Consider the following 25568-nt stretch of genomic DNA (forward strand, 5'->3'; position numbering starts at 1 on the left):
GGACCTCCCTCTCCCCTGTGACGCGACCAGCGTCGTCACGAGAGAGGGAGGTTCCGTCATGACAGGGCCCAAGACGGCGGTCGAGTGGCTGACATCCGTGGCTCCGGACCCGGAGGCCTGCCGGTGGGAGTGGGAACGCAACCCCCTGGGCATCGCGCTGCTCCCGGCGGGCCGGGCCTGGGACGTGCTCATCCTGCCCGGCGAACTCGGCTATCCGACGCTCGACGTGCTGAGCCGGGTGATCGACCAACCGGGCCCGGTGCTCGTCGACTTCGGCGACGCGCGGATGGGTTTCTTCGTACCCGCGGGCACCGCCGCCCGCTGGCTCGGTACCGGGGTGCGCACCGCGGGGCCCGGCACCTGGATCGTGGTGCCCTACCCGGGGCGCGCCACCGGCGGGGTCCGCTGGCTGGTGCAGCCGGACGGCTCGGGCACCCTCACGGATCCGGCACTGCTCGAACTGGCCATGCACGAGGCGGCGGCGGGCCTCGCCGGGAACGGGGACCGATAGCCGTACCGGCGCCGCGCGGCGGCGATCTTCCGAAGTCCCCCGCACGCAGGGGGTCTTGACAACAGAATTGGTCTGGACCAAGTTGGGCGCGCTCCACCCTCCCCATTCCCCCGTGCCCGGAGGCAGCAGTGGAACGCACCAGACGCAGCAGACCGTCCGAACACCGTCGAAGGATTCTCGCCGTGTGCACGGCCACCGTTCTGGCCGTACCCGGTCTCACCGCGCTCTCGTCGGCCGCCCGTGCGGCCGACGCGGATCTCGCCAAGAACGGCGGGTTCGAGTCGGGCCTGGCCAACTGGACCTGTACGGCCGCGAGCACCGTCACCACCCCGGTGCACAGCGGCAGTTCGGCGCTGAAGGCCACCCCGGCCGGCAGCGACTACGCCCAGTGCTCGCAGACCGTGACGGTGAAACCGGACGCGCAGTACACGCTGTCCGGGTTCGTCCGCGGCAGCTACGTCTACCTCGGCGCGAGCGGCACCGGCACGACCGACGTCAGCACCTGGACCCAGTCCGCGGCCGACTGGCAGCAGTTGAGCACCACCTTCCGCACCGGTGCCTCGACCACCAAGGTCACGATCTACACGCACGGCTGGTACGGCACCGGCACCTACTACGCCGACGACCTCTCGCTGACCGGCCCCGGTGTCGACGCGGGACAGCCGCCGGCCGTGCCCACCGGCCTCAAGACCGGCACGGTCACGTCCTCGTCGGTCGGCCTGTCCTGGACGGCGGTGCCCGGCGCGACCGGATACGCCGTCTACCGCGACGGGGTGAAGGTCCAGACGGCCACCGGCACCTCGGCGACGGTGAGCGGACTGACCGCGTCCACCGCGTACTCCTTCCAGGTCACCGCGACGAACGACGCCGGTGAGTCGGCGAAGTCGGCCACCGTCACCGCGACCACCTCGGCGGGCTCCGGCGGGGGCGGCGGAGGCTCCTCCGACCTGCCCACGCACGCCCTCGTCGGCTACCTCCACGCGAGCTTCGCCAACGGCGCGGGCTACACGCGCATGGCCGACGTGCCCGACAGCTGGGACGTCATCGACCTGGCCTTCGGCGAGCCGACCTCCGCCACCTCGGGCGACATCCGCTTCAACCGCTGCCCGGTCACCGAGTGCCCGACGGTGGAGAGCGACGCCGACTTCAAGGCCGCGATAAAGGCCAAGCAGGCGGCCGGCAAGAAGGTGCTGATCTCGATCGGCGGCCAGAACGGTCAGGTCCAGCTGACCACCACGGCCGCCCGTGACACGTTCGTCTCCTCGGTCTCGAAGATCATCGACACCTACGGCCTGGACGGACTGGACATCGACTTCGAGGGCCACTCGCTCTCCCTCGACGCGAGCGACACCAACTTCAAGAGCCCGACCACCCCGGTGGTCGTCAACCTGATCTCGGCCCTGAAGACCCTGAAGGCCAAGTACGGCGCGAAGTTCGTCCTGAGCATGGCCCCGGAGACCTTCTTCGTGCAGCTCGGCTACCAGTACTACGGCACCGGCAAGTGGGGCGGCCAGGACCCGCGCGCCGGCGCCTACCTTCCGGTGATCTACGCCCTGCGCGACGACCTGACCCTGCTGCACGTCCAGGACTACAACTCCGGGTCGATCATGGGCCTCGACAACCAGTACCACTCCATGGGCGGCGCCGACTTCCACATCGCGATGACCGACATGCTGCTCACGGGCTTCCCGGTCGCGGGCGACGCGAACAACGTCTTCCCGCCGCTGCGCCCCGACCAGATAGCCATCGGCATGCCGGCCACCACGAACGCCGGCAACGGCTACGTGTCCCCGGCCGAGGTCACCAAGACCCTCGACTGCCTCACCAAGAAGACCAACTGCGGCACGTACACGACCCACGGCACCTGGCCGTCGCTGCGCGGCCTGATGACCTGGTCGATCAACTGGGACCGCTTCGGCGGCTGGGAGTTCTCCCGGAACTTCGACAGCTACTTCGGCTGAGAGCGGCTTCGGCTACGGCTGAGAGCGGCCGTTCGTCCGGTCGAGGAACAGCCACAGGGAGTACAGCAGCACCGCGCAGAGGCACCAACTGGCCACCACGTCCAGTGGCCAGTGGTAGCCGCGCAGGACCAGACCGGTGACGACCGCCGCGTTCAGGGTCGCGCAGGCGATCAGCAGGGCGCGGCGGGCGCCGGTCGTGCGGAGCCAGGGGAGGAGGAGCAGGGTCGCCGCGCCGTAGGCGACGGCGGCCGTGGCGGTGTGGCCCGAGGGGTAGTAGCCGTTGCCGGGTCCCATGACCGGGGGGCCCGAGCGGGCGATGAGTTCCTTCAGGGGCACGATCACCGCCGGGACGACGGCCATCAGGACCGCGGCCGCCGTGGACGGGAGCCACCAGCGGTGGACGCCCGCCCGGCGGGCGCGGACCGCCGCGTACACGAGGGCGGCGGCCAAGACGGGGACGGCGACCGTGATGTTGCCGAGGTCGGCGAGGAGCTCCCAGACGCGGGCCGGGTGGACCAGCGAGTCGCTGAGGCGTTCGTCCGCGCGGGCGAGGGGGCCGTGGGCCGTCACCTGCCAGGTGATCAGCGCGAAGAGGAGGGCCGGAAGGCCGAGAAGGAGGGTCGGCCGCCCCGGAACAGGGGGGGTGGTTCCGGGGCGGCCGTCCGGACCGGGTTGTCGCGCGCCCCGGGGGGTTTGGGGCGGGCGACTGTCCGATCGGTGAGGAGAACCGGAGCCGGAAGCCCCGGGTGTGTGCGCGAGGGCACGACCAGGACGAAGCTGGGGAAGCGACGACCCGGAGTCGCCCACAGTCCCCTGTGGGCGGGGTGTATCTCTCATCTGGGTAGAACCTACGGCAGGGTGTCCGGCTCCGACAGGCACAATCGCGTCCCGTCATGCACCTCGCACACGTTCTTCACACGCTCCGACCGGGTGCGCCGCGGCGCCGGAACCAAGCGGAATCCGCTCGTGGGCGGTGTTCCGACGGTCCGGCGCCGCGGCGCGTGGGGCCTCAGATGGTGGAGAAGGCCTGCTCGATGATGTCGAGGCCTTCGTTGAGGAGGTCCTCGCCGATAACCAGCGGGGGCAGGAAGCGGAGGACATTGCCGTACGTGCCACAGGTCAGGACCAGCAGGCCCTCCTGGTGGCAGGCCTTGGCCAGCGCGGCGGTCGCCTCGGCGTGGGGCTCCTTGGTGGCGGCGTCCTTGACCAGCTCGATCGCGATCATGGCGCCGCGGCCGCGGATGTCGCCGATGATGTCGAACTTCTCCGCCATGGCGCCGAGGCGGGCCTTCATGATCGCCTCGATGTTCTTCGCCTTGGCGTTGAGGTCGAGCTCCTTCATCGTCTCGATGGCGCCGAGCGCGCCGGCGCAGGCCACCGGGTTGCCGCCGTAGGTGCCGCCCAGGCCGCCGGAGTGCGCGGCGTCCATGATCTCGGCGCGGCCGGTGACGGCGGCGAGCGGCAGACCGCCCGCGATGCCCTTGGCGGTCGTGATCAGGTCCGGGACGATGCCCTCGTCCTCACAGGCGAACCACTGGCCGGTGCGGCAGAAGCCGGACTGGATCTCGTCCGCGACGAAGACGATGCCGTTGTCCTTGGCGAACTGGCTGATGGCCGGCAGGAAGCCCTTCGCGGGCTCGATGAAGCCGCCCTCGCCGAGCACCGGCTCGATGATGATCGCGGCGACGTTGTCCGCGCCGATCTGCTTGTTGATCATGTCGATGGCCTGCGCGGACGCCTCGGCGCCGGCGTTCTCCGGGCCGGTCAGCCAGCGGTAGCCGTAGGCGACCGGCACGCGGTAGACCTCGGGCGCGAACGGGCCGAAGCCGTTCTTGTACGGCATGTTCTTGGCGGTCAGCGCCATCGTCAGGTTCGTCCGGCCGTGGTAGCCGTGGTCGAAGACGACGACGGCCTGGCGCTTGGTGTACGCGCGGGCGATCTTGACGGCGTTCTCGACGGCCTCGGCACCCGAGTTGAACAGGGCGGACTTCTTGGCGTGGTCACCCGGCGTCAGCTCGGCCAGCGCCTCGGCGACGGCGACGTAGCCCTCGTACGGCGTGACCATGAAACAGGTGTGGGTGAAGTCCTGGAGCTGGGCGGAGGCCCGGCGTACGACGGCCTCGGCGCTCGCGCCGACCGACGTCACGGCGATGCCGGAGCCGAAGTCGATGAGGCGGTTGCCGTCGACGTCCTCGATGATCCCGCCGCCGGCGCGCGTGGTGAAGACAGGGAGCACCGATCCCACACCGGCCGCGACCACGGCGGTGCGTCGGGCCTGCAGTTCCTGCGACTTCGGGCCGGGGATGGCGGTGACGACGCGGCGCTCCTGCGGAAGGGCGGTCATGAGGGGCTCCCTGAGATCGTGCAGACGGGGGTTGGCTGTGGGCGGCGGAGACGGTGGGGGTCCCATCGACTGCCCCGGCGGACGCTGGTCCTGCTTCGCGGTCCTGCTTTTCCTTCTTTCTTCGCAGGCTAGGGCCGAGGACGGGGGGTCGGCATGCTCCATGTGGGCGTTGTCGGACGATTCGCTTGTCCGTGGTGGACATAGAGCCAGGTGTGGAGCAGGACGGGGAGGCGCAAAACCGCCGGTGACCCGGCCGCGTGGCGGGCCCGGCCGTGTAAACGGTGAACTCGCCCCGCAGGGGCACTAGATTGACCCGCGGACGAAGCACGGAGCGGCTGGTCAGGGGGCAAGGGCGATGAACAGCGACGGGACCCAGGACGCGCGGGGCACGCACGCCAACCCCGTACCGCGTCCGGCAGGGCCGCCGGACGGGCGGCCCTCACCGGACATGCCCGCCGCCCCGCCGCGCCCCGCACGGGCGCCCGGCATGCCGCCGCTGCCCGACGGGTCGGAGTTCGTGGCCTGGGTGCGCGCGCCCCGGCCGGAGGCGGCACCGGGCGTGTGGCGGTTCGGCCACCGCCCGCGGCCGGAGGAGGAGCCCGAGCAGATCCCGGCCCGCCAGCTGCTCAGCGGCGCCGTCATCGCCTTCCTGGTGGGATGGCTGGTCTGGTCGCTGCTCTGGAACGGCTACCTCGGCGGCTGGTGGGTCCTGCCCCTCGAACTGTTCACCCCGGACTCCTGGCGGCACAGCGGCGACCGCGTCGGCAACGCGTTCCTCTGGTACGGCTACTACACGCTGATCGCCCTGATCATCATGGTCGTCGTCGGACGGCTCGGCCGCTGGAACGAGATCTGGCGGCGCTACGGACCGCCCGCCTGGCGAGGCACCGCACCGGTGAACGAGCGCCCGCCCGCCCCCGAGGACGACCCCGTCCAGTGGAACCAGCTCCGCGCCGCGGGCGCCACCGAGGCCGCCGACCGGCTCGCCGCCGACGCCCGCCGCGGGCTGATGCGCGACGTCGACCACGCCCGGATCGCCCGCGCCTGGCAGGGCGTACGCAGCGGACGGCACAGCCTCGCCACCTTCACCGGCGCGGTCGTGAAGGACGGCTCGGCCGCCTGCCTGCACCCCTCCGGCGCACGCGACCTGCCCGGACGCCTCGCCCGCCACGACCTGGTGACCGGGCAGGTCCGCCTCGGCACGACCGCCGACGACGCCCGCAACCCCTACGCCTACCGCGGCACCGGCCTCGGCCTCGGACCCGACCTGCTGGGCACCTCGCTGCTCGCCGTCGGACCCCCCGGATCCGGCAAGACCGGCGGGATCGTCTGGCCGCTCGCCGAGTCGCTGTGCCTGCACGCGCTCGCCGGACGCGCAGCCGTCGTCGTGGTGGGCGCCGCCGGTGCCGGGCTCGGACCCGTCGACGCGTACGACGTCGTCGTCCGCATCGGGCACCCCGACTCCGTCTACGACCTCGACCTGTACGGCGGGACCACCGACCCCGACGAGGCGGCCGCGGTGCTCGCCGAGGCGCTCGTCGGCGACCTCGCCGACCCGCATCCCGGCGGCGACAGCAGGCGCTCCACCACCGTGCTCGCCCAACTGCTCGGCCCCTTCCGGGCCGTCCACGGCAGGTTCCCCTCCGTGCCCGAACTGCGCCAGCTGCTCGACGGCGCCCGCGGCCCCCTCGACGCGCTCCGCAAGGGACTGGAGGACGCCGGACAGGCGTCGCTCCTGCGCGAACTCGACGCCCGCGAACGGCAGACCGGGCACCCCGGCGACGTCGGCGGGGTCCTCGCCGACCGGGTGGCCCTGCTCGACCGGCCCGCCTTCGCCGGCTTCTTCGACACCTCGGGCCAGTCGCGGCCCTTCTCGCTGCGGGCCCTCGACCACCCGGTGCGGGTCCGGATCGACCTGCCCGCGCGCGGGCACGCCGACGCCTCCCGGATCCTCGCCCGCCTGGTCCTCGCCCAGTTCTCGGCGAGCGTCGCGGTGCGCGAGGACCGGTCGCTGTTCGCCTGTCTGGTCCTCGACGACGCGACCGGCGTCATCACCCCCGAGGCCGTCCGCGGCATCCAGCGGCTGCGCTCCGGCAACGCCGGGGCCGTCCTCACCCTGCGCACCCTCGACGACGCGCCGCGCGCCCTGCGCAGCCCCCTGCTGGGCGCCATCGGCTGCCGGATGGCGCTGTCCGGGCTCACCCCCTGGGACGGTCAGGACTTCGCCGAGGTCTGGGGCAAGGAGTGGATCGAGGCCCGCGACGTCACCGACCGGCAGATCATCGCCGAGACACCCGCGGGCAAGGCCGTCCACATGCTGCGCCGGGTGATCACCGGGAACGCGCCGACCGCCCGCGCCGTCACCGTCCGACAGGTCGAACGGGAACGCTGGTCCGCGTCCGAGCTGGCCCACGGGGTGCCGCCCGGGCACGCGGTGCTGTCGCTGACCAGCGTCAAGGGCGAACACGCGCCGCCCCTGCTGGTCGACCTGCGCGGCTGACCCACCGCCGTGCGGCCGGCCGCACGGGCCCACGGGGGCAGGTGATCGCCGCTGAGCTGGACGTATGGGCACGGGGTCACGCGGCGACCGTACGGTGAGGCAGAATCGACACAGGTCGTTCATACGCCGCGGCCAAAAGATCACAGAGATCACACCGGACCCGACCTGAGATCACAGAGATCACACAGACCTGACCTGAAGGCCTCATGCCCCCCACGCTCGCCTCGCTCGTCCACCACTCCGCGCTGAAGCTCACGGTGCGCGCGGGCGAGGACCGGCTGGACGTGCCCGTCCGCTGGGCGCACGTCAGCGAGCTCGCCGACCCCGTCCCCTACATGGAGGGCGGGGAGCTGCTCCTGATCACCGCCCTCAAACTGGACGCGGACGACCCCGACGTCATGCGGCGCTACGTGAAGCGGCTGGCCGGTGCCGGAGTCGTCGGACTCGGCTTCGCCGTCGGGGTCAACTACGAGGAGATCCCGAAGGCCCTCGTCGAGGCCGCCGAGAAGGAGGGCCTGCCCCTCCTCGAAGTGCCCCGGCGCACGCCCTTCCTCGCCATCAGCAAGGCCGTCTCCGCCGCCATCGCCGCGGACCAGTACCGGGCCGTCACCGCCGGGTTCGCCGCGCAGCGCGAACTCACCAAGCAGGCACTGACCGACGGCCCCGAGGGACTCCTTTCCGCGCTGGCCGGACAGGTCGACGGCTGGGCGGCGCTCTACGACGCGTCCGGCGCCGTCGTCGCCACCGCGCCCGAATGGGCCGGACGCCGGGCCGCGCGGCTCACCCCGGACGTGGAGCGACTGCGGGAGCGGCCCGCGCCCGCCAGCTCGGTGGTGGGCGGCGAGGACCGCGTCGAACTGCACTCCCTCGGCACCGGACGCAGGCCGCGCGCGGCGCTCGCCGTCGGGACCGCCGCCGCCCTCGGCACCGCCGAGCGCTACGCCGTCCACTCGGCCATCGCCCTGCTCACGCTCACCACGGAACGCTCCCGGTCGCTGCAGGCCGCCGAGCAGCGGATCGGCGCCGCCGTCCTGCGGATGCTCCTCGCCGGAGAACCCGACCACGCCCGGGCCGTCGCGGGCGACCTGTACGGACGGCTCCTCGACGCGCCCTTCCGGCTGATCATCGCCGAGTCGGCGTCCGGGTCCGCCGCGCGGGCCCACGCCGACGGGCACGCGCGCGTGGGCGCGGCCACACGCTCCAAGACCGCCGTCGCCGTCCCCGACGTCAACGGCGACCCGCTGGGCGGCCTCGCCGAGGTCGTCGAGTCCGCCGCCGCCCGCTCCGGGGAGTCCGTGCTCGTCGTGCCCGAGGGGGAGCGGCTTGTCGTGCTCGCCGTGGACGGCGGCGCCGCCGTCACCGCCTGCGGGGACTACGCCGTGGTGCTGGAGGCAGCCCGAGCGGCACAGCGCGAGCAGCCCGCAGGGGACGAGGACGAACTCGTCGTCGGGCTCTCCGCCCCCGCCGGCCCGATCGCCGCGCGCGCCGCCTACAAGCAGGCCGAACAGGCGCTGTCCGTCGCCCGGCGGCGCGGCCGCTTCCTCGTCGAGCACGAGGAACTGGCCGCCGGATCCGTGCTGCCGCTGCTCGCGGACGACGCCGTGCGGGCCTTCGCGGACGGCCTTCTGCGGGCCCTGCACGAACACGACGCCACCGGCCGCGGCGACCTCGTCGCCTCACTGCGGGCCTGGCTGTCCCGCCACGGCCAGTGGGACGCCGCCGCCGCCGACCTGGGCGTCCACCGCCACACCCTGCGCTACCGGATGCGCCGCGTCGAGGAGATCCTCGGCCGCTCCCTCGACGACCCGGACGTCCGGATGGAACTCTGGCTGGCCCTGAAGACGACGGCCGCGACGGGGGAGTGAGACACCCGCTGGTGGGGGAGTGAGGCGCTCTCCGAGCGGTGAGCCCGGCGCTCTCCGAGCGGTGAGCGCGGCGCTCTCCGAGAGGGCGAGCGCGGCGTTCTCGCACGACCAGCCAATCCGGCGCACTCCGGGGCCCGACTGCTACGCGTCGGACAAACGACCCCTGCCGCCCGCGGCCCTACCGTGGACCCGGACAGGGCAAGACCGCCCGCACCACCCCCAACCACGGAAGGGCCGGGACTCGACATGACTTCCCTTCACGCCTTCTGGCTCGCCGGCCGCCAGGCCAGCGGCGAGACCACGTTCGACGTCACCTCGCCGTGGGACGGCCGGGTCGTCGGTCAGGTCAGCGTGCCCACCGAGGCCCAGGTCGAGGAGGCCGTCGCCGCCGCCTACGCCGTGCGCGACGAGTTCGCCGCCACGCCGGCCCACGTGCGCGCCGCCGCCCTCGACCACGTCTCGCGCCGTCTCGTGGAGCGCACCGAGGAGATCGCGCAGCTCATCTCCGCCGAGAACGGCAAGCCGATCAAGTGGGCCCGGGGTGAGGTCGGCCGCGCCGTCTCCGTCTTCCGGTTCGCCGCCGAGGAGGCCCGCCGGTTCAACGGCGGCGAGGCCCAGCGTCTCGACACCGACCAGGGCGGCCAGGGCCGGCTCGCCCTCACGCGCCGCTTCCCCAAGGGCGTCGTCCTCGGTATCGCGCCCTTCAACTTCCCGCTCAACCTGTGCGCGCACAAGATCGCCCCGGCCATCGCCGCCGGCGCCCCGATCATCCTGAAGCCCGCGCCCGCGACCCCGCTGTCCGGCCTGATCATCGGCGACCTGCTCGCCGAGACCGACCTGCCGGCCGGTTCGTGGAGCATCCTGCCGGTCGCCAACGACAAGATGCCCGCCCTCGTCCAGGACGAGCGCCTCCCGGTCATCTCCTTCACCGGGTCCGAGAAGGTCGGCTACGCGATCATGGACTCCGTGCCGCGCAAGCACTGCACCCTGGAACTGGGCGGCAACGGCGCGGCCGTCGTCCTCGCCGACTTCGCGAGCGACGCCGACCTGGACTGGGCCGCGACGCGGATCGCGACCTTCTCGAACTACCAGGGCGGCCAGTCCTGCATCTCCGTGCAGCGCGTGATCGCCGACGCGTCGGTGTACGACCGGCTGCTGCCGCGCATCGTCGCCGCCGTCGAGGCCCAGGTCACCGGTGACCCGTCCGACGCCACGACGGACGTCGGCCCCCTCGTCAGCGAGGCCGCCGCCGAACGCGTCGAGTCCTGGGTGGACGAGGCCGTCGCCGCCGGCGCCACGCTCCTCACCGGCGGCAAGCGCGACGGCGCCTCCTACGCGCCGACCGTCCTCGCCGACGTACCGGCCGACGTCACCATCTCCTGCGAGGAGGTCTTCGGCCCGGTCCTCACCGTGCACAAGGTCGACGGCGAGGCCGCCGCCTTCGCCGCCGCCAACAACTCCAAGTACGGCCTCCAGGCAGGCGTGTTCACGCACGACCTCCAGACCGCCTTCCGCGCCCACCGCGCGCTGGAGGTGGGCGGCGTGGTCATCGGCGACGTCCCGTCCTACCGCGCCGACCAGATGCCGTACGGCGGCGCCAAGCAGTCCGGCGTCGGCCGCGAGGGCGTCCGCTTCGCCATGGACGACTACACCTACGAGCGGGTGCTGGTCCTCACCGGCCTCGCCCTCTGACGCCGGACCGGACACGACCTCACCGAAGCCGACGGCCTGAGCCCACTGTGCGGGGGCTCAGGCCGTCGGCGTGTCCGCACCCGTGCCACGGCGGCGCGGTCGGCATTGGGCCGAACGCCGCGTGAGGGCTGGTGGGGTGACAGGGAATCGGGTACACGGGTACATACGATCGAGTAGCACCGGTCGGTAACGAATTGTCCTGTGTCCCCTATGCGCGGCGAGGTGAGCCTCATGTCCGCACCACCCCAACAGCCCACAGTCACCGAACGTGAGGCACGTCAGGTCGCCGAGGCCGCGCGCGAACAGGACTGGCACAAGCCCAGTTTCGCCAAGGAGCTGTTCCTCGGCCGCTTCCGGCTCGACCTCATCCATCCGCACCCGATGCCCGCGGACGAGGACGCCCAGCGCGGCGAGGAGTTCCTCGCCAAACTCCGCGACTTCTGCGAGACGAAGATCGACTCGGCCCGCATCGAACGCGAGGCGCAGATCCCGGACGAGACGATCGACGGGCTCAAGGAACTCGGCGCCCTCGGCATGAAGATCGACACGAAGTACGGCGGGCTCGGCCTCACCCAGGTGTACTACAACAAGGCACTCGCCCTGGTCGGCTCCGCGAGCCCCGCCATCGGCGCGCTGCTCTCCGCCCACCAGTCCATCGGCGTACCGCAGCCGCTGAAACAGTTCGGCACCCAGGAGCAGAAGGACACCTTCCTGCCCCGCTGCGCCCGTACCGACATCTCCGCCTTCCTGCTCACCGAGCCCGACGTCGGCTCCGACCCGGCGCGCCTCGCGACCACCGCCGTGCGGGACGGGGACGACTACGTCCTCGACGGAGTGAAACTGTGGACGACCAACGGCGTCGTCGCCGACCTCCTCGTCGTCATGGCCCGCGTCCCCAAGTCAGAGGGTCACAAGGGCGGCATCACCGCGTTCGTCGTGGAGGCAGGCTCCGAGGGCATCACCGTCGAGCACCGCAACGCCTTCATGGGCCTCAGGGGCCTGGAGAACGGCGTCACCCGCTTCCACCAGGTCCGGGTCCCCGCCGCGAACCGCATCGGCCCCGAGGGCGCCGGCCTGAAGATCGCCCTCACCACCCTCAACACCGGCCGGCTCTCCCTGCCCGCGATGTGCGTGGGCGCCGGCAAGTGGTGCCTGAAGATCGCCCGCGAATGGTCGGCGGCCCGCGAGCAGTGGGGCAAGCCCGTCGCCCTCCACGAGGCGGTCGGCTCCAAGATCTCCTTCATCGCCGCCACCACGTTCGCCCTCGAAGCGGTCCTCGACCTGTCCTCGCAGATGGCCGACGAGAACCGCAACGACATCCGCATCGAGGCCGCCCTCGCCAAGCTGTACGGCTCCGAGATGGCCTGGCTGATGGCCGACGAACTGGTCCAGATCCGCGGCGGCCGCGGCTTCGAGACCGCCGAGTCGCTCGCGGCCCGCGGCGAGCGCGCCGTCCCGACCGAGCAGATCCTGCGCGACCTGCGGATCAACCGCATCTTCGAGGGCTCGACCGAGATCATGCACCTGCTGATCGCCCGGGAAGCCGTCGACGCCCACCTCTCGGTCGCCGGTGACCTCATCGACCCCGAGAAGTCCCTCTCGGACAAGGCGAAGGCGGGCGCCAACGCCGGCGTCTTCTACGCCAAGTGGCTGCCGAAGCTGGTCGCCGGATCCGGCCAGCTCCCGAACTCCTTCGGCGAGTTCAAGCACGAGGTCGACCTCTCCCCGCACCTTCGCTACGTCGAGCGCAGCGCCCGCAAACTCGCCCGGTCGACCTTCTACGCCATGTCGCGCTGGCAGGGCCGCATGGAGACCAAGCAGGGCTTCCTCGGCCGGATCGTCGACATCGGCGCGGAACTGTTCGCGATGAGCGCGGCCTGCGTACGGGCCGAACTCCTGCGCAGCACCGGCGACCACGGCCGCGAGGCGTACCAGCTCGCCGACGTCTTCTGCCGGCAGTCCCGCATCCGCGTGGAGGAACTCTTCGGGCGCCTGTGGTCCAACACCGACGACCTCGACCGCACCGTGGTCAAGGGCGTCCTGTCGGGCACGTACACCTGGCTGGAGGAGGGCGTCGTCGACCCGTCCGGGGAAGGCCCCTGGATCGCCGACGCGACACCCGGGCCGAGTGAGCGCGAGAACGTCCACCGCCCCATCCGCTGACGGCTCCCGACCATCGGGTCCCTTGAACCACCGGGTCCCTCGAAGAGGGCGCCGAACCGGGCTCCCCGGCCGGCGCCGACCGTCCGAGCACCCACACCGGCCCCGACCACGCCGCACCGCCCCCGACACGGCGGACGGCGTGGTCGAAGGCGCGTTCGCCCACCCGGAGAACCCGCCCACCCGCCGGCCGCGCCCACCCGCGTGAACGGCCCGCCCACCGGAGCCGGCGCCCGGCTCCGGAAGCTGCACCCCACGCGCCGCCGCACACGCTGACCTGCGGATCAGTACGACCGCAGGGCCGAGCGAGCACCCACGCGCGACCGGGCCCCCGGCGTCGACGTCGCCACCGGACGCCCGGACTCCTCACCACCCACAGCCGGTCGCACCGGCGGAATCGGATGTGAAGGAGCGGGAAGGGGGGACGCCCTGTCCTGCCGGAGGCGCGATGCGGCCACAATGGGGGGATGAGCGACAGTCCAGCCCCCCTCGCTGATCCGCATCTCGTCTTCGACCCCGTGGACGGAGCCCGCGATGTCGTGATCCTCGGCTCCACCGGCTCGATCGGCACCCAGGCCATCGACCTGGTGCTGCGCAACCCCGACCGGTTCCGGGTCACCGCGCTCTCGGCCGCCGGCGGCCGGGTCGCCCTGCTCGCCGAGCAGGCCCACCGGCTCCGGGTGCGCACGGTCGCCGTCGCGCGCGAGGACGTCGTACCGGCGCTGAGGGAGGCCCTCGCGGACCAGTACGGCCCGGGCGAGCCCCTTCCCGAGATCCTGGCGGGACCCGAGGCCGCCACCCAGGTGGCCGCCTCCGACTGCCACACCGTCCTGAACGGCATCACCGGCTCCATCGGCCTCGCGCCCACCCTCGCCGCCCTGGAGGCGGGCCGCACCCTCGCGCTCGCCAACAAGGAGTCGCTCATCGTCGGCGGCCCGCTGGTGAAGGCGCTCGCCAAGCCGGGCCAGATCATCCCGGTCGACTCCGAGCACGCCGCCCTCTTCCAGGCGCTGGCCGCCGGCACCCGCGCGGACGTCCGCAAACTCGTCGTCACCGCCTCCGGGGGCCCGTTCCGCGGCCGGACGAAGGCCGAGCTGGCGGACGTGGCCCCGGCCGACGCCCTCGCGCACCCCACCTGGGCCATGGGGCCGGTCATCACGATCAACTCCGCGACCCTGGTGAACAAGGGACTGGAAGTCATCGAGGCCCACCTCCTCTACGACATTCCCTTCGATCGCATTGAGGTGGTCGTGCACCCGCAGTCGTATGTCCACTCGATGGTGGAATTCACGGACGGCTCGACGATCGCCCAGGCGACGCCCCCCGACATGCGAGGGCCGATCGCCATCGGCCTCGGCTGGCCCGAACGCGTCCCGGACGCGGCGCCCGCCTTCGACTGGACCAAGGCGTCGAGCTGGGAGTTCTTCCCCCTCGACACCGAAGCCTTCCCCTCCGTGGGGCTCGCCCGGCACGTGGGGCAGCTCGCGGGGACGGCCCCGGCGGTGTTCAATGCCGCCAACGAGGAGTGCGTGGACGCGTTCCTGAACGGCACCCTGCCGTTCAACGGGATCATGGAGACCGTCACGCGGGTGGTCGAGGAACACGGCACACCGCGAACGGGAACTTCCCTGACCGTCGCGGACGTCCTCGAAGCGGAGACCTGGGCACGTGCCCGGGCTCGTGAACTGACGGTACGGACGACAACCGCGGAGGCTCGTGCATGACGACCCTGATGATGATCCTCGGCATAGTCGTCTTCGTGGTCGGCCTGCTCATCTCGATCGCGTGGCACGAGCTGGGACATCTCTCGACGGCCAAACTGTTCGGCATCCGTGTGCCGCAGTACATGGTCGGCTTCGGCCCGACCATCTGGTCGCGCAAGAAGGGCGACACCGAGTACGGCGTCAAGGCCGTCCCCCTCGGTGGTTACATCCGCATGATCGGGATGTTCCCGCCCGGCCCGGACGGACGGATCGAGGCCCGCTCGACGTCCCCCTTCCGGGGCATGATCGAGGACGCCAGGTCGGCGGCCTTCGAGGAACTGCAGCCCGGCGACGAGACCCGCCTCTTCTACACGCGCAAGCCGTGGAAGCGCGTGATCGTGATGTTCGCCGGCCCCTTCATGAACCTCATCCTCGCCGTCGTGATCTTCCTCGGCGTGATGATGACGTTCGGCGTGAACACCCAGACGACCACGGTCGGCAAGGTCTCGGACTGCGTCATCCAGCAGAGCGAGAACCGCACGAAGTGCGCGAAGAGCGACGAGGCGGCGCCCGCCAAGGCCGCGGGGCTCAAGGGCGGCGACAAGATCGTCGCGTTCGGCGGCAAGCCGGTCACGGACTGGGCGGCCCTCCAGTCCGACATCCGGGCCAACCCCGGCAAGGACGTCACGATCACCGTCGAGCGCAAGGGCGAGCGCGTCGACCTGAACGCTCACCTGATCAAGAACCAGGTGAGCAAGACCGACGGCGACGGCGGCTACGTCGAGGGCAAGTACGTGTACGCCGGCTTCCTCGGCTTCACACCCGCCTCCGGCATCGTCGAGCAGTCCTTCGGACAGTCCGTGACCCGCATGGGCGACATGATGGAGAACGGCGTCGAATCGCTGGTCGCGCTGCCGGGCAAGGTCCCCGACCTGTGGGACGCGGCCTTCGGCGACGGCCCGCGCAAGGCGGACTCCCCGATGGGCGTGGTCGGCGCGGCACGCATCGGCGGTGACGTCTTCACCCTCGACATCCCCGCGTCGCAGCAGGTCGCGATGATGCTGCTGCTGGTCGCCGGGTTCAACCTCTCCCTCTTCCTGTTCAACATGCTCCCCCTGCTGCCGCTCGACGGCGGGCACATCGCGGGGGCGCTCTGGGAGTCGCTGCGGCGCAACACGGCAAAGGTCCTGAAGCGGCCGGACCCCGGCCCGTTCGACGTGGCGAAGCTGATGCCGGTGGCCTACGTGGTGGCCGGAGTCTTCGTCTGCTTCACCATCCTGGTCTTCATCGCGGACGTGGTTAACCCAGTGAAAATCTCTTAGCAAGACAGCGTTGAAGGCGGCCGGGCACCCTTGGGTGTCCGGCCGCCTTCCATCGAGTGGGTTTAGGGGCGTGATGTGCTCGGCCGCGCGCCCGTACCGTAATCTCGAAGCCGGGAGCCCACGATTCCGGGACCTTGATCCACAACTTGGGGTTGCACAGCAGATGACTGCGATTTCTCTCGGCATGCCGTCCGTTCCGACCAAGCTGGCCGAGCGCCGCAAGAGCCGACAGATCCAGGTCGGAAGCGTCGCCGTGGGCGGAGACGCTCCCGTCTCGGTGCAGTCGATGACGACCACGCGTACGTCGGACATCGGCGCCACGCTGCAGCAGATCGCCGAGCTGACCGCGTCCGGCTGCCAGATCGTGCGCGTCGCCTGTCCCACGCAGGACGACGCCGACGCGCTCGCCACCATCGCCAAGAAGTCCCAGCTCCCGGTCATCGCGGACATCCACTTCCAGCCGAAGTACGTGTTCGCCGCGATCAACGCCGGCTGCGCGGCCGTCCGCGTCAACCCCGGCAACATCAAGCAGTTCGACGACCAGGTCAAGGAGATCGCGCGGGCCGCGAAGGACACCGGCACCCCGATCCGGATCGGCGTCAACGCCGGCTCCCTCGACAAGCGTCTGCTCCAGAAGTACGGCAAGGCGACCCCCGAGGCGCTCGTCGAGTCCGCGCTCTGGGAGGCCTCCCTCTTCGAGGAGCACGACTTCCGCGACATCAAGATCTCGGTCAAGCACAACGACCCGGTCGTCATGGTCAACGCCTACCGCCAGCTCGCCGCCGCCTGCGACTACCCGCTGCACCTCGGCGTGACCGAGGCCGGCCCGGCGTTCCAGGGCACCATCAAGTCGGCCGTCGCCTTCGGCGCCCTGCTCTCCGAGGGCATCGGCGACACCATCCGCGTCTCCCTGTCGGCCCCGCCGGTCGAGGAGGTCAAGGTCGGCCTCCAGATCCTGGAGTCGCTGAACCTCAAGCAGCGCGGCCTGGAGATCGTCTCCTGCCCGTCCTGCGGCCGCGCCCAGGTCGACGTCTACAAGCTGGCCGAGGAAGTCACCGCCGGCCTCACCGGCATGGAGGTCCCGCTCCGCGTCGCCGTCATGGGCTGCGTCGTGAACGGCCCGGGTGAGGCCCGCGAGGCCGACCTCGGCGTCGCCTCCGGCAACGGCAAGGGCCAGATCTTCGTCAAGGGCGAGGTCATCAAGACCGTCCCCGAGTCGAAGATCGTGGAGACCCTCATCGAAGAGGCGATGAAGCTCGCCGAGCAGATGGAGGCCGAGGGCGTCGCCTCCGGCGAACCGTCGATCTCGGTCGCCGGCTGATCCACCCTCCCCACCGCCCGGCCCGCTTCGAAAGCGGGCCCGGGCGACGTACTCAGGGGCGTGGGGGACTGCGCGAGCAACCCCCACGCATCCGCAGTCGAACGATCCGGGGCGCCGTGCACTCCGTCGGCCGGGTTCGAAGTCCGGGCGGGCCGGGACTCCCAGGGGCGTGGGGAACGGCCCGCACCACCCACGCACCCCCTGCGGAAACGGAACCCAGTGGGGCTGGGAGCCCGGAGGGGCGCTGCCTCCCGGGGAACCCGGGAACAAGGGGCGGCGGGCCACAACCGTGGCAGGTACAGTGCGGAGATCAGCAGACCCCAGGGTGAGGCCCCCGCACGTGTTGACCCAGACCACCACCAGGGTCCTCGAACCGAGTGACCTGGACGCCGCGCTCGCCGTCCTCGACCGCGAGCCGGTGACGAACGCCTTCGTCGCCTCCCGCGTACGGGTCGCGGGCCTCGACCCGTGGCGGCTCGGCGGCGAGATGTGGGGCTGGTACGAGGACGGCATGCTGCAGTCCCTCTGCTACGCGGGAGCCAACCTCGTCCCGATCTGCGCCACCCCACGCGCCGTGCGCGGCTTCGCCGACCGGGCCCGCCGGGGCGGCCGCCGCTGCTCCTCGATCGTCGGCCCCGCCGAACCCACCGCCCAGCTGTGGCGGCTGCTCGAACCGAGCTGGGGCCCGGCCCGTGACGTCCGCGCCCACCAGCCCCTGATGGTCACCGACCGGCTGCCCGCCGCGGTCACCCCGGATCCGTTCGTCCGCCGCATCCGCAAGGACGAGATGGAGACGATCATGCCGGCGTGCGTGGCGATGTTCACCGAGGAGGTCGGTGTCTCGCCGATGGCCGGTGACGGCGGACTCCTCTATCAGGCCCGGGTGGCCGAACTCGTCGGCTCCGGCCGGTCCTTCGCCCGCCTCGACCAGGACGGCAAGGTCGTCTTCAAGGCGGAGATCGGCGCCGCGACCGCCCACGCCTGCCAGATCCAGGGCGTCTGGGTGGCCCCCGAGTACCGCGGCCGGGGCGTGGCCGCCCCGGGTATGGCGGCCGTCCTGCGCTACGCCCTCGCCGACGTCGCCCCCGTCGTCAGCCTCTACGTGAACGACTTCAACACCGCGGCCCGGGCGACCTACCGCAGGGTCGGCTTCCAAGAGGTCGGCGCGTTCATGAGCGTTCTGTTCTGACACCCGGCCCACCGGCCCGTACCGACGCCGGAGACGGGTCCCGCTGACGGCTCCCGCAGACCTCACGCGCCCCACGGTTCGCCAGGTAGTCTCCCCGCATGCTGCGCTTTCCCGGTCACGGCCACCGCAACTCCGACGACGTGGCCGTCGGCCCGCTGGATCTCGCGGCGCGCGTCGACGAGGCGCTCGCCGTGCAGGCCCTCGCGTTCGGACTCGGCGCCGAGGAGATCGCCGTACGCCGCCAGATCGTGCTGCGCCACCTCGCCTACCCCGGTGCCCACGCGCTCGGCGCCACCACCGTCGACGGCCGGCTCGTCGGCTTCGTCTACGGCATGCCCAACGACCGAGGCCACTGGTGGTCCACCGTCGTCGAGCCGTATCTGCGCGCGCAGGGGCAGGAGGGCTGGCTCGACCACTCCTTCGTCATCACCGAGCTGCACGTCCACCCGCGGTTCCAGAACCGCGGCGTCGGCCGCGCCCTGATCACCGGCATCACCGCGACCGCCACCGAGCCCCGCTCGATCCTCTCCGCGATCGACGTCGACAGCCCGGCCCGCGGCCTCTACCGCTCCCTCGGCTACGAGGACCTCGCCCAGCAGGTCCTGTTCCCCAGCGCCCCCAAGCCGTACGCCGTGATGGGCGCCCCGCTGCCGCTGCGTCACCGTTAACGGATTTCCGGGACCGGCCGCCCCCCGGCTAACCTCCTGGCATCACCCTTACGCAGCAGGAGTCGAGAATCATGGCCCAGGTCCAGCGCATGTCCCGTTTGATGGTCAAGACATTGCGTGACGACCCGGCGGACGCCGAGACGCTCAGCCACAAGCTGCTCGTCCGCGCCGGCTACGTGCGACGCAACTCCGCGGGCATCTGGACCTGGCTGCCGCTCGGCAAGAAGGTCCTCGACAACATCTCCCGCGTGGTCCGCGAGGAGATGGACGCGATCGGTGCCCAGGAGGTCCTCCTGCCGGCCCTGCTGCCCAAGGAGCCCTACGAGGCCTCGGGCCGCTGGGACGAGTACGGCGACCTGCTCTTCCGCCTCAAGGACCGCAAGGGCGGCGAGTACCTGCTCGGCCCGACGCACGAGGAGATCTTCACCCTCCTCGTCAAGGACCAGGCGTCCTCGTACAAGGACCTGCCGGTCATGCTCTACCAGATCCAGACGAAGTACCGCGACGAGGCCCGCCCCCGTTCCGGAGTGCTGCGCGGCCGCGAGTTCCACATGAAGGACTCGTACTCCTTCGACACCACGGACGAGGGGCTCGCCGAGTCCTACCGGCTGCACCGCGAGGCGTACCAGAACATCTTCGCGCGCCTCGGTCTCGACTACCGCATCGTGTCCGCCGTCTCCGGCGCCATGGGCGGCTCGGCCTCCGAGGAGTTCCTCGCGCCCGCCGCCGCCGGTGAGGACACCTTCGCGGACTGCCCCGCCTGCGACTACGCCGCCAACACGGAGGCCGTGACGTTCGCGCTCACGCCCGTCTCCGAGGAGCACGGCCCGGTCGAGGAGCTGGCCACCCCGGACACCCCGACCATCGAGTCGCTCGCCGAGCACCTCGGCGTGCCCGCCTCCGCGACGCTGAAGAACCTGCTGGTCAAGGTCGACGGTGAGATCGTGGCCGTGGGCGTGCCCGGCAACCGCGAGGTCGACCTCGGCAAGCTGGGCGAGCACCTCGCCCCGGCCGTCGTCGAACTCGTCACGGCCGAGGACTTCGAGGGCCGCGACGACCTCGTACGGGGCTACGTCGGCCCGCAGGGCCTGGAGAAGGTCCGCTACATCGCCGACCCGCGCATCGCGCCCGGCACCGCCTGGATCACCGGCGCCAACAAGGCCGACACGCACGCGAAGAACGTCGTGGCCGGTCGTGACTTCGAGGTCGACGACTACCTGGACGTCGTCGTCGTGGAAGAGGGCGACCCCTGCCCCACGTGCGGCACCGGCCTCAAGCTGGACCGCGCCATCGAGATCGGCCACATCTTCCAGCTCGGCCGCAAGTACGCCGACACCTTCCAGCTCGACGTCCTCGGCCAGCAGGGCAAGCCGGTCCGCGTGACCATGGGTTCGTACGGCATCGGCGTCTCCCGCGCGGTCGCCGCCCTGGCCGAGCAGTCGGCGGACGAGCAGGGCCTGTGCTGGCCCAAGGAGATCGCGCCGGCCGACGTCCACGTGGTCGCCGCGGGCAAGGCGCTGCAGACCGAGCTGGCGCTCGACGTGTCGGAGAAGCTGGGTGCCGCGGGCGTCCGCGTCCTGGTCGACGACCGCGCCGGTGTCTCGCCGGGTGTGAAGTTCACCGACGCGGAGCTCATCGGCGTACCGCAGATCCTGGTCGCCGGCCGTCGCTCGGCCGAGGGCGTCCTGGAGCTGAAGGACCGCCGTACCGGCGAGCGGGAGGAACTGACCGTCGAGGAGGCCATCGCCCGCCTGACGGCCTAGTCCGAACCCGGCGGCGCCCGCCCGAGTCCCGGTCAGGGAGTCGGACGGGCGCCGCCGCGCTGTTCTCCGCGCATCGGCCACGCCCGGCCCGGCGTCTCCGCGTCGGACGGGCCTGCCGCGACGGCCGACCGTGCCCTCGACGTCCCCCTGTCAGCGGAGCCGCCGGAAGGGGGCCTTGCCCGGCAATCCCCGCGACCGGCCGTGTCCAGCGCCCCGGCGGGTCGTTCATGCTCCGGTCCACGCCGCCCGGCGCGTGAGGCGAGAGCGCCCGCTCACACCCAGCCGGCGAACTCCAGGAGCAATTCGGCGTCCCGGGGGCGGCCGACCCGGCCCGCTCGTACGCCCGACTCGACCGCTCGGAACAGGGTCCAGCCGCGCAGACGTTCCTGGTCCACTTCCAGGGACTCGGCGAGGCGCTTGATGCGGCGCCGGGTGATCGAGGCTCCCGAGGGCGAGGCGATGAGGTCCTCCACGCGGTCGCGGACCAGCCGGGCCAGGTCGAAGGCGCACTCGCCGACCACCGGGTCGGGTCCGACGGCCAGCCAGGGCGTGCGCTCCCCGGCGAGCACCTTGCTCTGCCGGAAGGTGCCGTGCAGCAGGCGCGTCTCGGGCGGCTCCGCCAGCAGTCCGTCGCGGGCCGCGAGCGCCGCGTCGACCAGTGCGCCGATCTCCGCGCCGCCGTCCGCCGCCTCCGCGACCGTGGCGCGCATCGCCTCGGCCTGTCGCCCGGTCCGTTCCCCGACGGTCTCGAAGACATGGCCCGCGGGCGGCTCGACCCACAGCCGCCGCAGCGTCCCGGCCGCTTCCAGCAGGGCCTTCGCCTCGGGCAGCGTCCGCACGGACATGTCCGGGTGCAGCCGCTCAAGGAGCAGCACGCCGTGGGTGTCACCGGGGTTGAGGAGGCGTACCGCGCCCCGGCCGTCCCAGTGCGCCAGTGCCGCCCGCTCGCTCTCCGGACGTGCGCGGTCCGGGGCCAGCTTCAGGACGGCGGGCGTCCCGTCGGCCTGCCGCACCAGCACGACCAGACTGCTGCGGCCGCCCGGCGCCTGGACCCGCTCAGGGGTCAACTCGCGCTGCTCCAGCGCCTGTTGGGCCAGCTCGGGCAGCTTCTCCAGCCACGCCTCGGCCCCGTCGGCCCCCTCCGACCCGCTCCGCCTGTTCTCGCCGAGCGCCCGCAGAAGGCGCTGTGGCGGTTCGAAGACCATGCGCGAGTCCATGCGCGAGATGTTTCCTTCCAGGTCGCGTTACGCCGGCGAGGACGCCGAGGGCGTCGGGGTGCCCGCCCGCTCGGCGAGCCCAGGGAAGGCTACGCTCTCGCCGTTCCAGCGCACCGCGCGGACCGCCGCCTCGCGCAGCGCACCGGCAGCGGTGCGCCGCTGGTCGCCGGTCGTGGCGCGTACGAGGTCCGAGTACACGGCCGCCACCCGCTCCTCCAGGTCCGCCGCGAACCGGACGGCGGTGGGGGAGTCCGTCACCGGGAACGGCAGGACGTACGCCGCCGACGCGGCCTCGGGCGTTCCGCCCAGGTCCTTCACCGCCCGCACGAGCGCGTCACGGCGCGCCCGATGGGCGTCGTACGCCGCCCGGGCGTCGCTCCGCCGCTTCTCGCCGATCTTGCCGCCGACGACGCCGTAGCCGTAGACGGCGGCGTGCTCGGCGGCCAGCGCGGCCTGCAGCGCCTTGAGTTCGGCTTCCTCGGTTCTGTCCCGCTCGCTCACTTCGCCGCCTCCGTCAGCAGAAACGCGTGGGCGGCGCCGGCCGCCGCCACCGAGGCCAGCAACCTGGCCAGTTCCCCCGGAAGCTCCACCAGGGCCTGCGTCCGCTCGTCCGCGAGCGCGAGTTCGGCGGTGGCCAGCTCGGACAGGGCGTCCTTGGGCTGCGCGGCGACATCGGACGACGCACTCGCCGAAGCCGAACCGGAAGGGGAAGAGGCCGGTGAACCCGGCGCCGGGGGGGATGCCGTGCCGGAGGCCGACGTCGAGGCCGACGTCGAGGCCGAGGCGGACGGGGCCGCCGACGGGCCCGCGCTGCCGGCGCCGAACGCCCGTGCGTGCCCGACGACGTCCGCCCGCATGGGGGCGAGCTTCTTCTCCAGGTCCGGATGCGCGGCGATCACCGCGGTGTACCGGCCCGCGAGGGTCGTACTGTCGCGGGCCGCACGCGCGCGTGCCCGGTCGGCGGCCGAGGGGCGGCTGCCGCCGGTCGTGTCACCGGACGGCTCGGCGGCGGAACAGCCCGCGAGGGCGAAGGTGCCCGCGGCGGCCGCGAGCAGGGTCCTTCGGCGCGGACCCGACGGGGTGCGTGACGAGAGAGGGAACGGCACGACAGACGTCCTCGGAGGGCTCGTACGAATGTATGGGCGAGCTGCCCGTGATCACGGTACCTGCGCGGAAGCCGATCACCGTCCAGCGGCTCTCTCCCATCTGCCGACGGAGCGTTTTCCGGCCCCTGCTCCCGCACCTCCCGGCGCGGGAGCAGGGGCACCGGTGGACGGCAACACCCCCCGCGACCGGATACCCTTTGACCTGACACGCGACCAACCCACAACAGCAAACGCGGCCGAGGAGTCACCCGGATGAGCACGACCCAGAGCGAGAGGCTGCGAGAACTGCTGGATCCGCTCGTGACCTCCCAGGGACTCGATCTGGAAGAGATCGAAGTGGAGTCCGTCGGCCGGAAGCGTGTTCTGCGCGTCGTCGTGGACTCGGACGAGGGTGCCGACCTGGACGCGATCGCCGATGTGAGCCGCGCGCTCTCGGCGAAGCTCGACGAGACGGACGCGATGGGTGAGGGCGAGTACACCCTCGAGGTCGGAACCCCCGGTGCCGAGCGTGAGCTCAAGGAGCACCGCCACTACGTACGCGCCACCGACCGGCTGGTGAAGTTCCAGCTGGCGGACGGCGACGACCTGATCGCACGGATCCTGAACGTCGAGGACGACGGACTCGACGTCGAGGTGCCGGGTGTGAAGGGGCGCAAGCCCACCGCCCGCCGCCTCGCCTTCGAGGACATCGCCAAGGCCCGTGTGCAGGTCGAGTTCAGCCGCAAGGACAAGAAGGAAGAGGAGGCGTAGCCGTGGACATCGACATGAGTGCCCTGCGGGGTCTGGTGCGGGAGAAGGAGATCTCCTTCGACCTGCTGGTCGAGGCGATCGAGTCGGCCCTCCTCATCGCCTACCACCGCACCGAGGGAAGCCGCCGCCACGCGCGCGTCAAGCTCGACCGGGAGACCGGCCACGTGACGGTGTGGGCGAAGGAGGACCCCCAGGACCTGGAGGAGGGGCAGGAGGCGCGCGAGTTCGACGACACCCCGTCCGACTTCGGGCGGATCGCCGCGACCACCGCCAAGCAGGTCATCCTGCAGCGCCTGCGGGACGCCCAGGACGACGCGACCCTCGGTGAGTACGCGGGCCGCGAGGGCGACATCGTCACCGGCGTGGTCCAGCAGGGCCGCGACCCGAAGAACGTGCTCGTCGACATCGGCAAGCTGGAGGCCATCCTGCCGGTGCAGGAGCAGGTCCCCGGTGAGACCTACGAGCACGGCCTGCGCCTGCGCTCGTACGTCGTGCGGGTGGCCAAGGGCGTCCGCGGTCCGTCCGTGACGCTCTCGCGCACGCACCCCAGCCTCGTGAAGAAGCTCTTCGCGCTGGAGGTTCCGGAGATCGCCGACGGTTCCGTCGAGATCGCCGCGATCGCCCGCGAGGCCGGCCACCGCACGAAGATCGCCGTCCGGTCCACCCGGAGCGGCCTGAACGCCAAGGGCGCCTGCATCGGCCCGATGGGCGGCCGGGTGCGCAACGTCATGGCCGAGCTGAACGGCGAGAAGATCGACATCGTCGACTGGTCGGACGACCCGGCCGACATGGTGGCCAACGCGCTCTCCCCGGCGCGGGTCTCCAAGGTGGAGGTCGTCGACCTCGCCGCCCGCTCCGCGCGCGTGACGGTCCCCGACTACCAGCTGTCACTGGCGATCGGCAAGGAGGGCCAGAACGCCCGCCTCGCCGCCCGTCTCACGGGCTGGCGGATCGACATCCGTCCGGACACCGAACAGCCTGCCGACCAGCGCGGCGAGTGATCGGGGAATAGATCCGCGCCACGAGTGGCTTGGATCACGACAACAACCGTTCGATTCTTGCCCCAAAGGGGTGAGGTCGTTACGGGGAGGTAGACTTAATAGTGTCTGGCCGGACGCGAGCCCGCGCATGCCCTGAACGCACCTGTGTGGGGTGCCGGGAGCGAGCGGCCAAGAGAGACTTGCTGCGCATCGTGGCGGTCGAGGGCGAATGCGTCCCCGATCATCGCGGTACGCTGCCCGGCCGGGGTGCGTACGTGCATCCCGCCCTGGTCTGTCTCGACCTGGCGATCCGCCGCCGGGCGATCCCACGGGCGCTGCGCGCTCCGGGACCGCTCGACACCGCGGCTCTTCGCCTCCACGTCGAGCAGGCAACACCGTAAGAAGCGTCGCGCGGAACCCCCGTGCGGCCCTGGTACCCCGCGAGTTGGAAGTAGGTCGAGATTGCGATGAGCACTCGATGAGCACGCGATGAGTACGCCCATGAAGTAGCGACGG

20 protein-coding genes are annotated in these 25568 nt (G+C 71.8%); 15 read left to right on the forward strand and 5 right to left on the reverse strand.

Features of this window, described 5'->3' with window-relative positions; genetic code table 11:
- The first annotated feature begins 58 nt into the window (after positions 1-58).
- Positions 59-511 carry a hypothetical protein gene (locus AB0C62_RS31285; RefSeq protein ID WP_081221838.1) on the forward strand — a complete coding sequence of 151 codons (453 nt, stop codon included), beginning with the start codon at positions 59-61 and terminating at the stop codon, positions 509-511.
- A gap of 128 nt (positions 512-639) precedes the next feature.
- Positions 640-2472, forward strand: coding sequence for a glycoside hydrolase family 18 protein (locus tag AB0C62_RS31290; protein WP_362978881.1), 1833 nt, complete (start codon positions 640-642; stop codon positions 2470-2472).
- Between the two features lie 12 nt (positions 2473-2484).
- On the opposite strand, the gene AB0C62_RS31295 is transcribed toward AB0C62_RS31290, so the two are convergent.
- Together AB0C62_RS31295 and gabT are read right to left on the reverse strand one after the other, a co-directional pair.
- Positions 2485-3309 carry a phosphatase PAP2 family protein gene (locus tag AB0C62_RS31295; RefSeq protein ID WP_362978883.1) on the reverse strand — a complete coding sequence of 275 codons (825 nt, stop codon included), beginning with the start codon at positions 3307-3309 and terminating at the stop codon, positions 2485-2487.
- 172 nt (positions 3310-3481) lie between these two features.
- A complete protein-coding gene (gabT, locus tag AB0C62_RS31300) occupies positions 3482-4816 on the reverse strand; it encodes a 4-aminobutyrate--2-oxoglutarate transaminase (RefSeq protein ID WP_362978885.1) in 1335 nt (444 codons plus the stop codon).
- 355 nt (positions 4817-5171) lie between these two features.
- Between gabT and AB0C62_RS31305 the strand changes: the two genes are divergently transcribed.
- The 10 genes from AB0C62_RS31305 to AB0C62_RS31350 all read left to right on the forward strand — a co-directional run bounded on the left by AB0C62_RS31305 (position 5172) and on the right by AB0C62_RS31350 (position 20999).
- Complete coding sequence (locus AB0C62_RS31305) at positions 5172-7316, forward strand: ATP-binding protein (RefSeq protein WP_362978887.1); 2145 nt, start codon at positions 5172-5174, stop codon at positions 7314-7316.
- A gap of 206 nt (positions 7317-7522) precedes the next feature.
- A complete protein-coding gene (locus AB0C62_RS31310; protein ID WP_362978889.1) occupies positions 7523-9181 on the forward strand; it encodes a PucR family transcriptional regulator in 1659 nt (552 codons plus the stop codon).
- Between the two features lie 246 nt (positions 9182-9427).
- Positions 9428-10873 (forward strand): aldehyde dehydrogenase family protein, encoded by a 1446-nt coding sequence (locus AB0C62_RS31315; protein ID WP_362978891.1) that lies wholly within the window; start codon positions 9428-9430, stop codon positions 10871-10873.
- A 231-nt stretch (positions 10874-11104) separates the two neighbouring features.
- Positions 11105-13036 carry an acyl-CoA dehydrogenase family protein gene (locus AB0C62_RS31320; RefSeq protein ID WP_362978893.1) on the forward strand — a complete coding sequence of 644 codons (1932 nt, stop codon included), beginning with the start codon at positions 11105-11107 and terminating at the stop codon, positions 13034-13036.
- 464 nt (positions 13037-13500) lie between these two features.
- Positions 13501-14757: a 1-deoxy-D-xylulose-5-phosphate reductoisomerase gene (gene dxr / locus AB0C62_RS31325; RefSeq protein WP_362978895.1), complete on the forward strand. Its 1257-nt coding sequence runs from the start codon at positions 13501-13503 to the stop codon at positions 14755-14757.
- Entirely contained in the window at positions 14754-16058 is a 1305-nt protein-coding gene (locus AB0C62_RS31330; protein WP_362978897.1) for a site-2 protease family protein, read from the forward strand. Before dxr ends, AB0C62_RS31330 begins: the two co-directional genes overlap by 4 nt.
- 163 nt (positions 16059-16221) lie before the next feature.
- A complete protein-coding gene (gene ispG, locus AB0C62_RS31335) occupies positions 16222-17379 on the forward strand; it encodes a flavodoxin-dependent (E)-4-hydroxy-3-methylbut-2-enyl-diphosphate synthase (protein WP_362978899.1) in 1158 nt (385 codons plus the stop codon).
- 340 nt (positions 17380-17719) lie between these two features.
- On the forward strand, positions 17720-18568 hold the full coding sequence (locus AB0C62_RS31340) for a GNAT family N-acetyltransferase (RefSeq protein ID WP_362978901.1): 849 nt from the start codon (positions 17720-17722) through the stop codon (positions 18566-18568).
- Positions 18569-18666: 98 nt separating this feature from the next.
- A complete protein-coding gene (locus AB0C62_RS31345; RefSeq protein ID WP_362978903.1) occupies positions 18667-19236 on the forward strand; it encodes a GNAT family N-acetyltransferase in 570 nt (189 codons plus the stop codon).
- 71 nt (positions 19237-19307) lie between these two features.
- Positions 19308-20999: a proline--tRNA ligase gene (locus AB0C62_RS31350; RefSeq protein WP_362978905.1), complete on the forward strand. Its 1692-nt coding sequence runs from the start codon at positions 19308-19310 to the stop codon at positions 20997-20999.
- A gap of 272 nt (positions 21000-21271) precedes the next feature.
- On the opposite strand, the gene AB0C62_RS31355 is transcribed toward AB0C62_RS31350, so the two are convergent.
- The 3 genes from AB0C62_RS31355 to AB0C62_RS31365 are packed head-to-tail and all read right to left on the reverse strand — an operon-like array spanning position 21272 to position 23322.
- Entirely contained in the window at positions 21272-22204 is a 933-nt protein-coding gene (locus tag AB0C62_RS31355; RefSeq protein WP_362978953.1) for an aminoglycoside phosphotransferase family protein, read from the reverse strand.
- A 39-nt stretch (positions 22205-22243) separates the two neighbouring features.
- Positions 22244-22717 carry a ferritin-like domain-containing protein gene (locus AB0C62_RS31360; protein WP_362978907.1) on the reverse strand — a complete coding sequence of 158 codons (474 nt, stop codon included), beginning with the start codon at positions 22715-22717 and terminating at the stop codon, positions 22244-22246.
- Positions 22714-23322, reverse strand: a complete 609-nt coding sequence (locus AB0C62_RS31365) for a hypothetical protein (protein ID WP_362978909.1) — start codon at positions 23320-23322, stop codon at positions 22714-22716. The genes AB0C62_RS31360 and AB0C62_RS31365 overlap by 4 nt, the downstream gene beginning before the upstream one ends.
- A gap of 252 nt (positions 23323-23574) precedes the next feature.
- Between AB0C62_RS31365 and rimP the strand changes: the two genes are divergently transcribed.
- From rimP to AB0C62_RS31380, 3 genes are all read left to right on the forward strand, one after another.
- Positions 23575-24072: a ribosome maturation factor RimP gene (gene rimP / locus AB0C62_RS31370; protein WP_164371084.1), complete on the forward strand. Its 498-nt coding sequence runs from the start codon at positions 23575-23577 to the stop codon at positions 24070-24072.
- Between the two features lie 2 nt (positions 24073-24074).
- Complete coding sequence (gene nusA, locus AB0C62_RS31375; protein WP_362978911.1) at positions 24075-25073, forward strand: transcription termination factor NusA; 999 nt, start codon at positions 24075-24077, stop codon at positions 25071-25073.
- Positions 25074-25174: 101 nt separating this feature from the next.
- A complete protein-coding gene (locus AB0C62_RS31380) occupies positions 25175-25453 on the forward strand; it encodes a YlxR family protein (protein ID WP_164371085.1) in 279 nt (92 codons plus the stop codon).
- Positions 25454-25568 lie beyond the last annotated feature (115 nt).

It is taken from the genome of Streptomyces sp. NPDC048643 (genome assembly GCF_040650615.1).
GTDB lineage: Bacteria > Actinomycetota > Actinomycetes > Streptomycetales > Streptomycetaceae > Streptomyces.

Coding starts and splice junctions, on each gene's coding strand:
- AB0C62_RS31285 (WP_081221838.1), top strand. CDS start 59: ATGACAGGGCCCAAGACGGCGGTCGAGTGGCTGACATCCGTGGCTCCG.
- AB0C62_RS31295 (WP_362978883.1), bottom strand. CDS start 3,309: ATGAGAGATACACCCCGCCCACAGGGGACTGTGGGCGACTCCGGGTCG.
- gabT (WP_362978885.1), bottom strand. CDS start 4,816: ATGACCGCCCTTCCGCAGGAGCGCCGCGTCGTCACCGCCATCCCCGGC.
- AB0C62_RS31305 (WP_362978887.1), top strand. CDS start 5,172: ATGAACAGCGACGGGACCCAGGACGCGCGGGGCACGCACGCCAACCCC.
- AB0C62_RS31310 (WP_362978889.1), top strand. CDS start 7,523: ATGCCCCCCACGCTCGCCTCGCTCGTCCACCACTCCGCGCTGAAGCTC.
- AB0C62_RS31315 (WP_362978891.1), top strand. CDS start 9,428: ATGACTTCCCTTCACGCCTTCTGGCTCGCCGGCCGCCAGGCCAGCGGC.
- AB0C62_RS31320 (WP_362978893.1), top strand. CDS start 11,105: ATGTCCGCACCACCCCAACAGCCCACAGTCACCGAACGTGAGGCACGT.
- dxr (WP_362978895.1), top strand. CDS start 13,501: ATGAGCGACAGTCCAGCCCCCCTCGCTGATCCGCATCTCGTCTTCGAC.
- AB0C62_RS31330 (WP_362978897.1), top strand. CDS start 14,754: ATGACGACCCTGATGATGATCCTCGGCATAGTCGTCTTCGTGGTCGGC.
- ispG (WP_362978899.1), top strand. CDS start 16,222: ATGACTGCGATTTCTCTCGGCATGCCGTCCGTTCCGACCAAGCTGGCC.
- AB0C62_RS31345 (WP_362978903.1), top strand. CDS start 18,667: ATGCTGCGCTTTCCCGGTCACGGCCACCGCAACTCCGACGACGTGGCC.
- AB0C62_RS31350 (WP_362978905.1), top strand. CDS start 19,308: ATGGCCCAGGTCCAGCGCATGTCCCGTTTGATGGTCAAGACATTGCGT.
- AB0C62_RS31355 (WP_362978953.1), bottom strand. CDS start 22,204: ATGGTCTTCGAACCGCCACAGCGCCTTCTGCGGGCGCTCGGCGAGAAC.
- rimP (WP_164371084.1), top strand. CDS start 23,575: ATGAGCACGACCCAGAGCGAGAGGCTGCGAGAACTGCTGGATCCGCTC.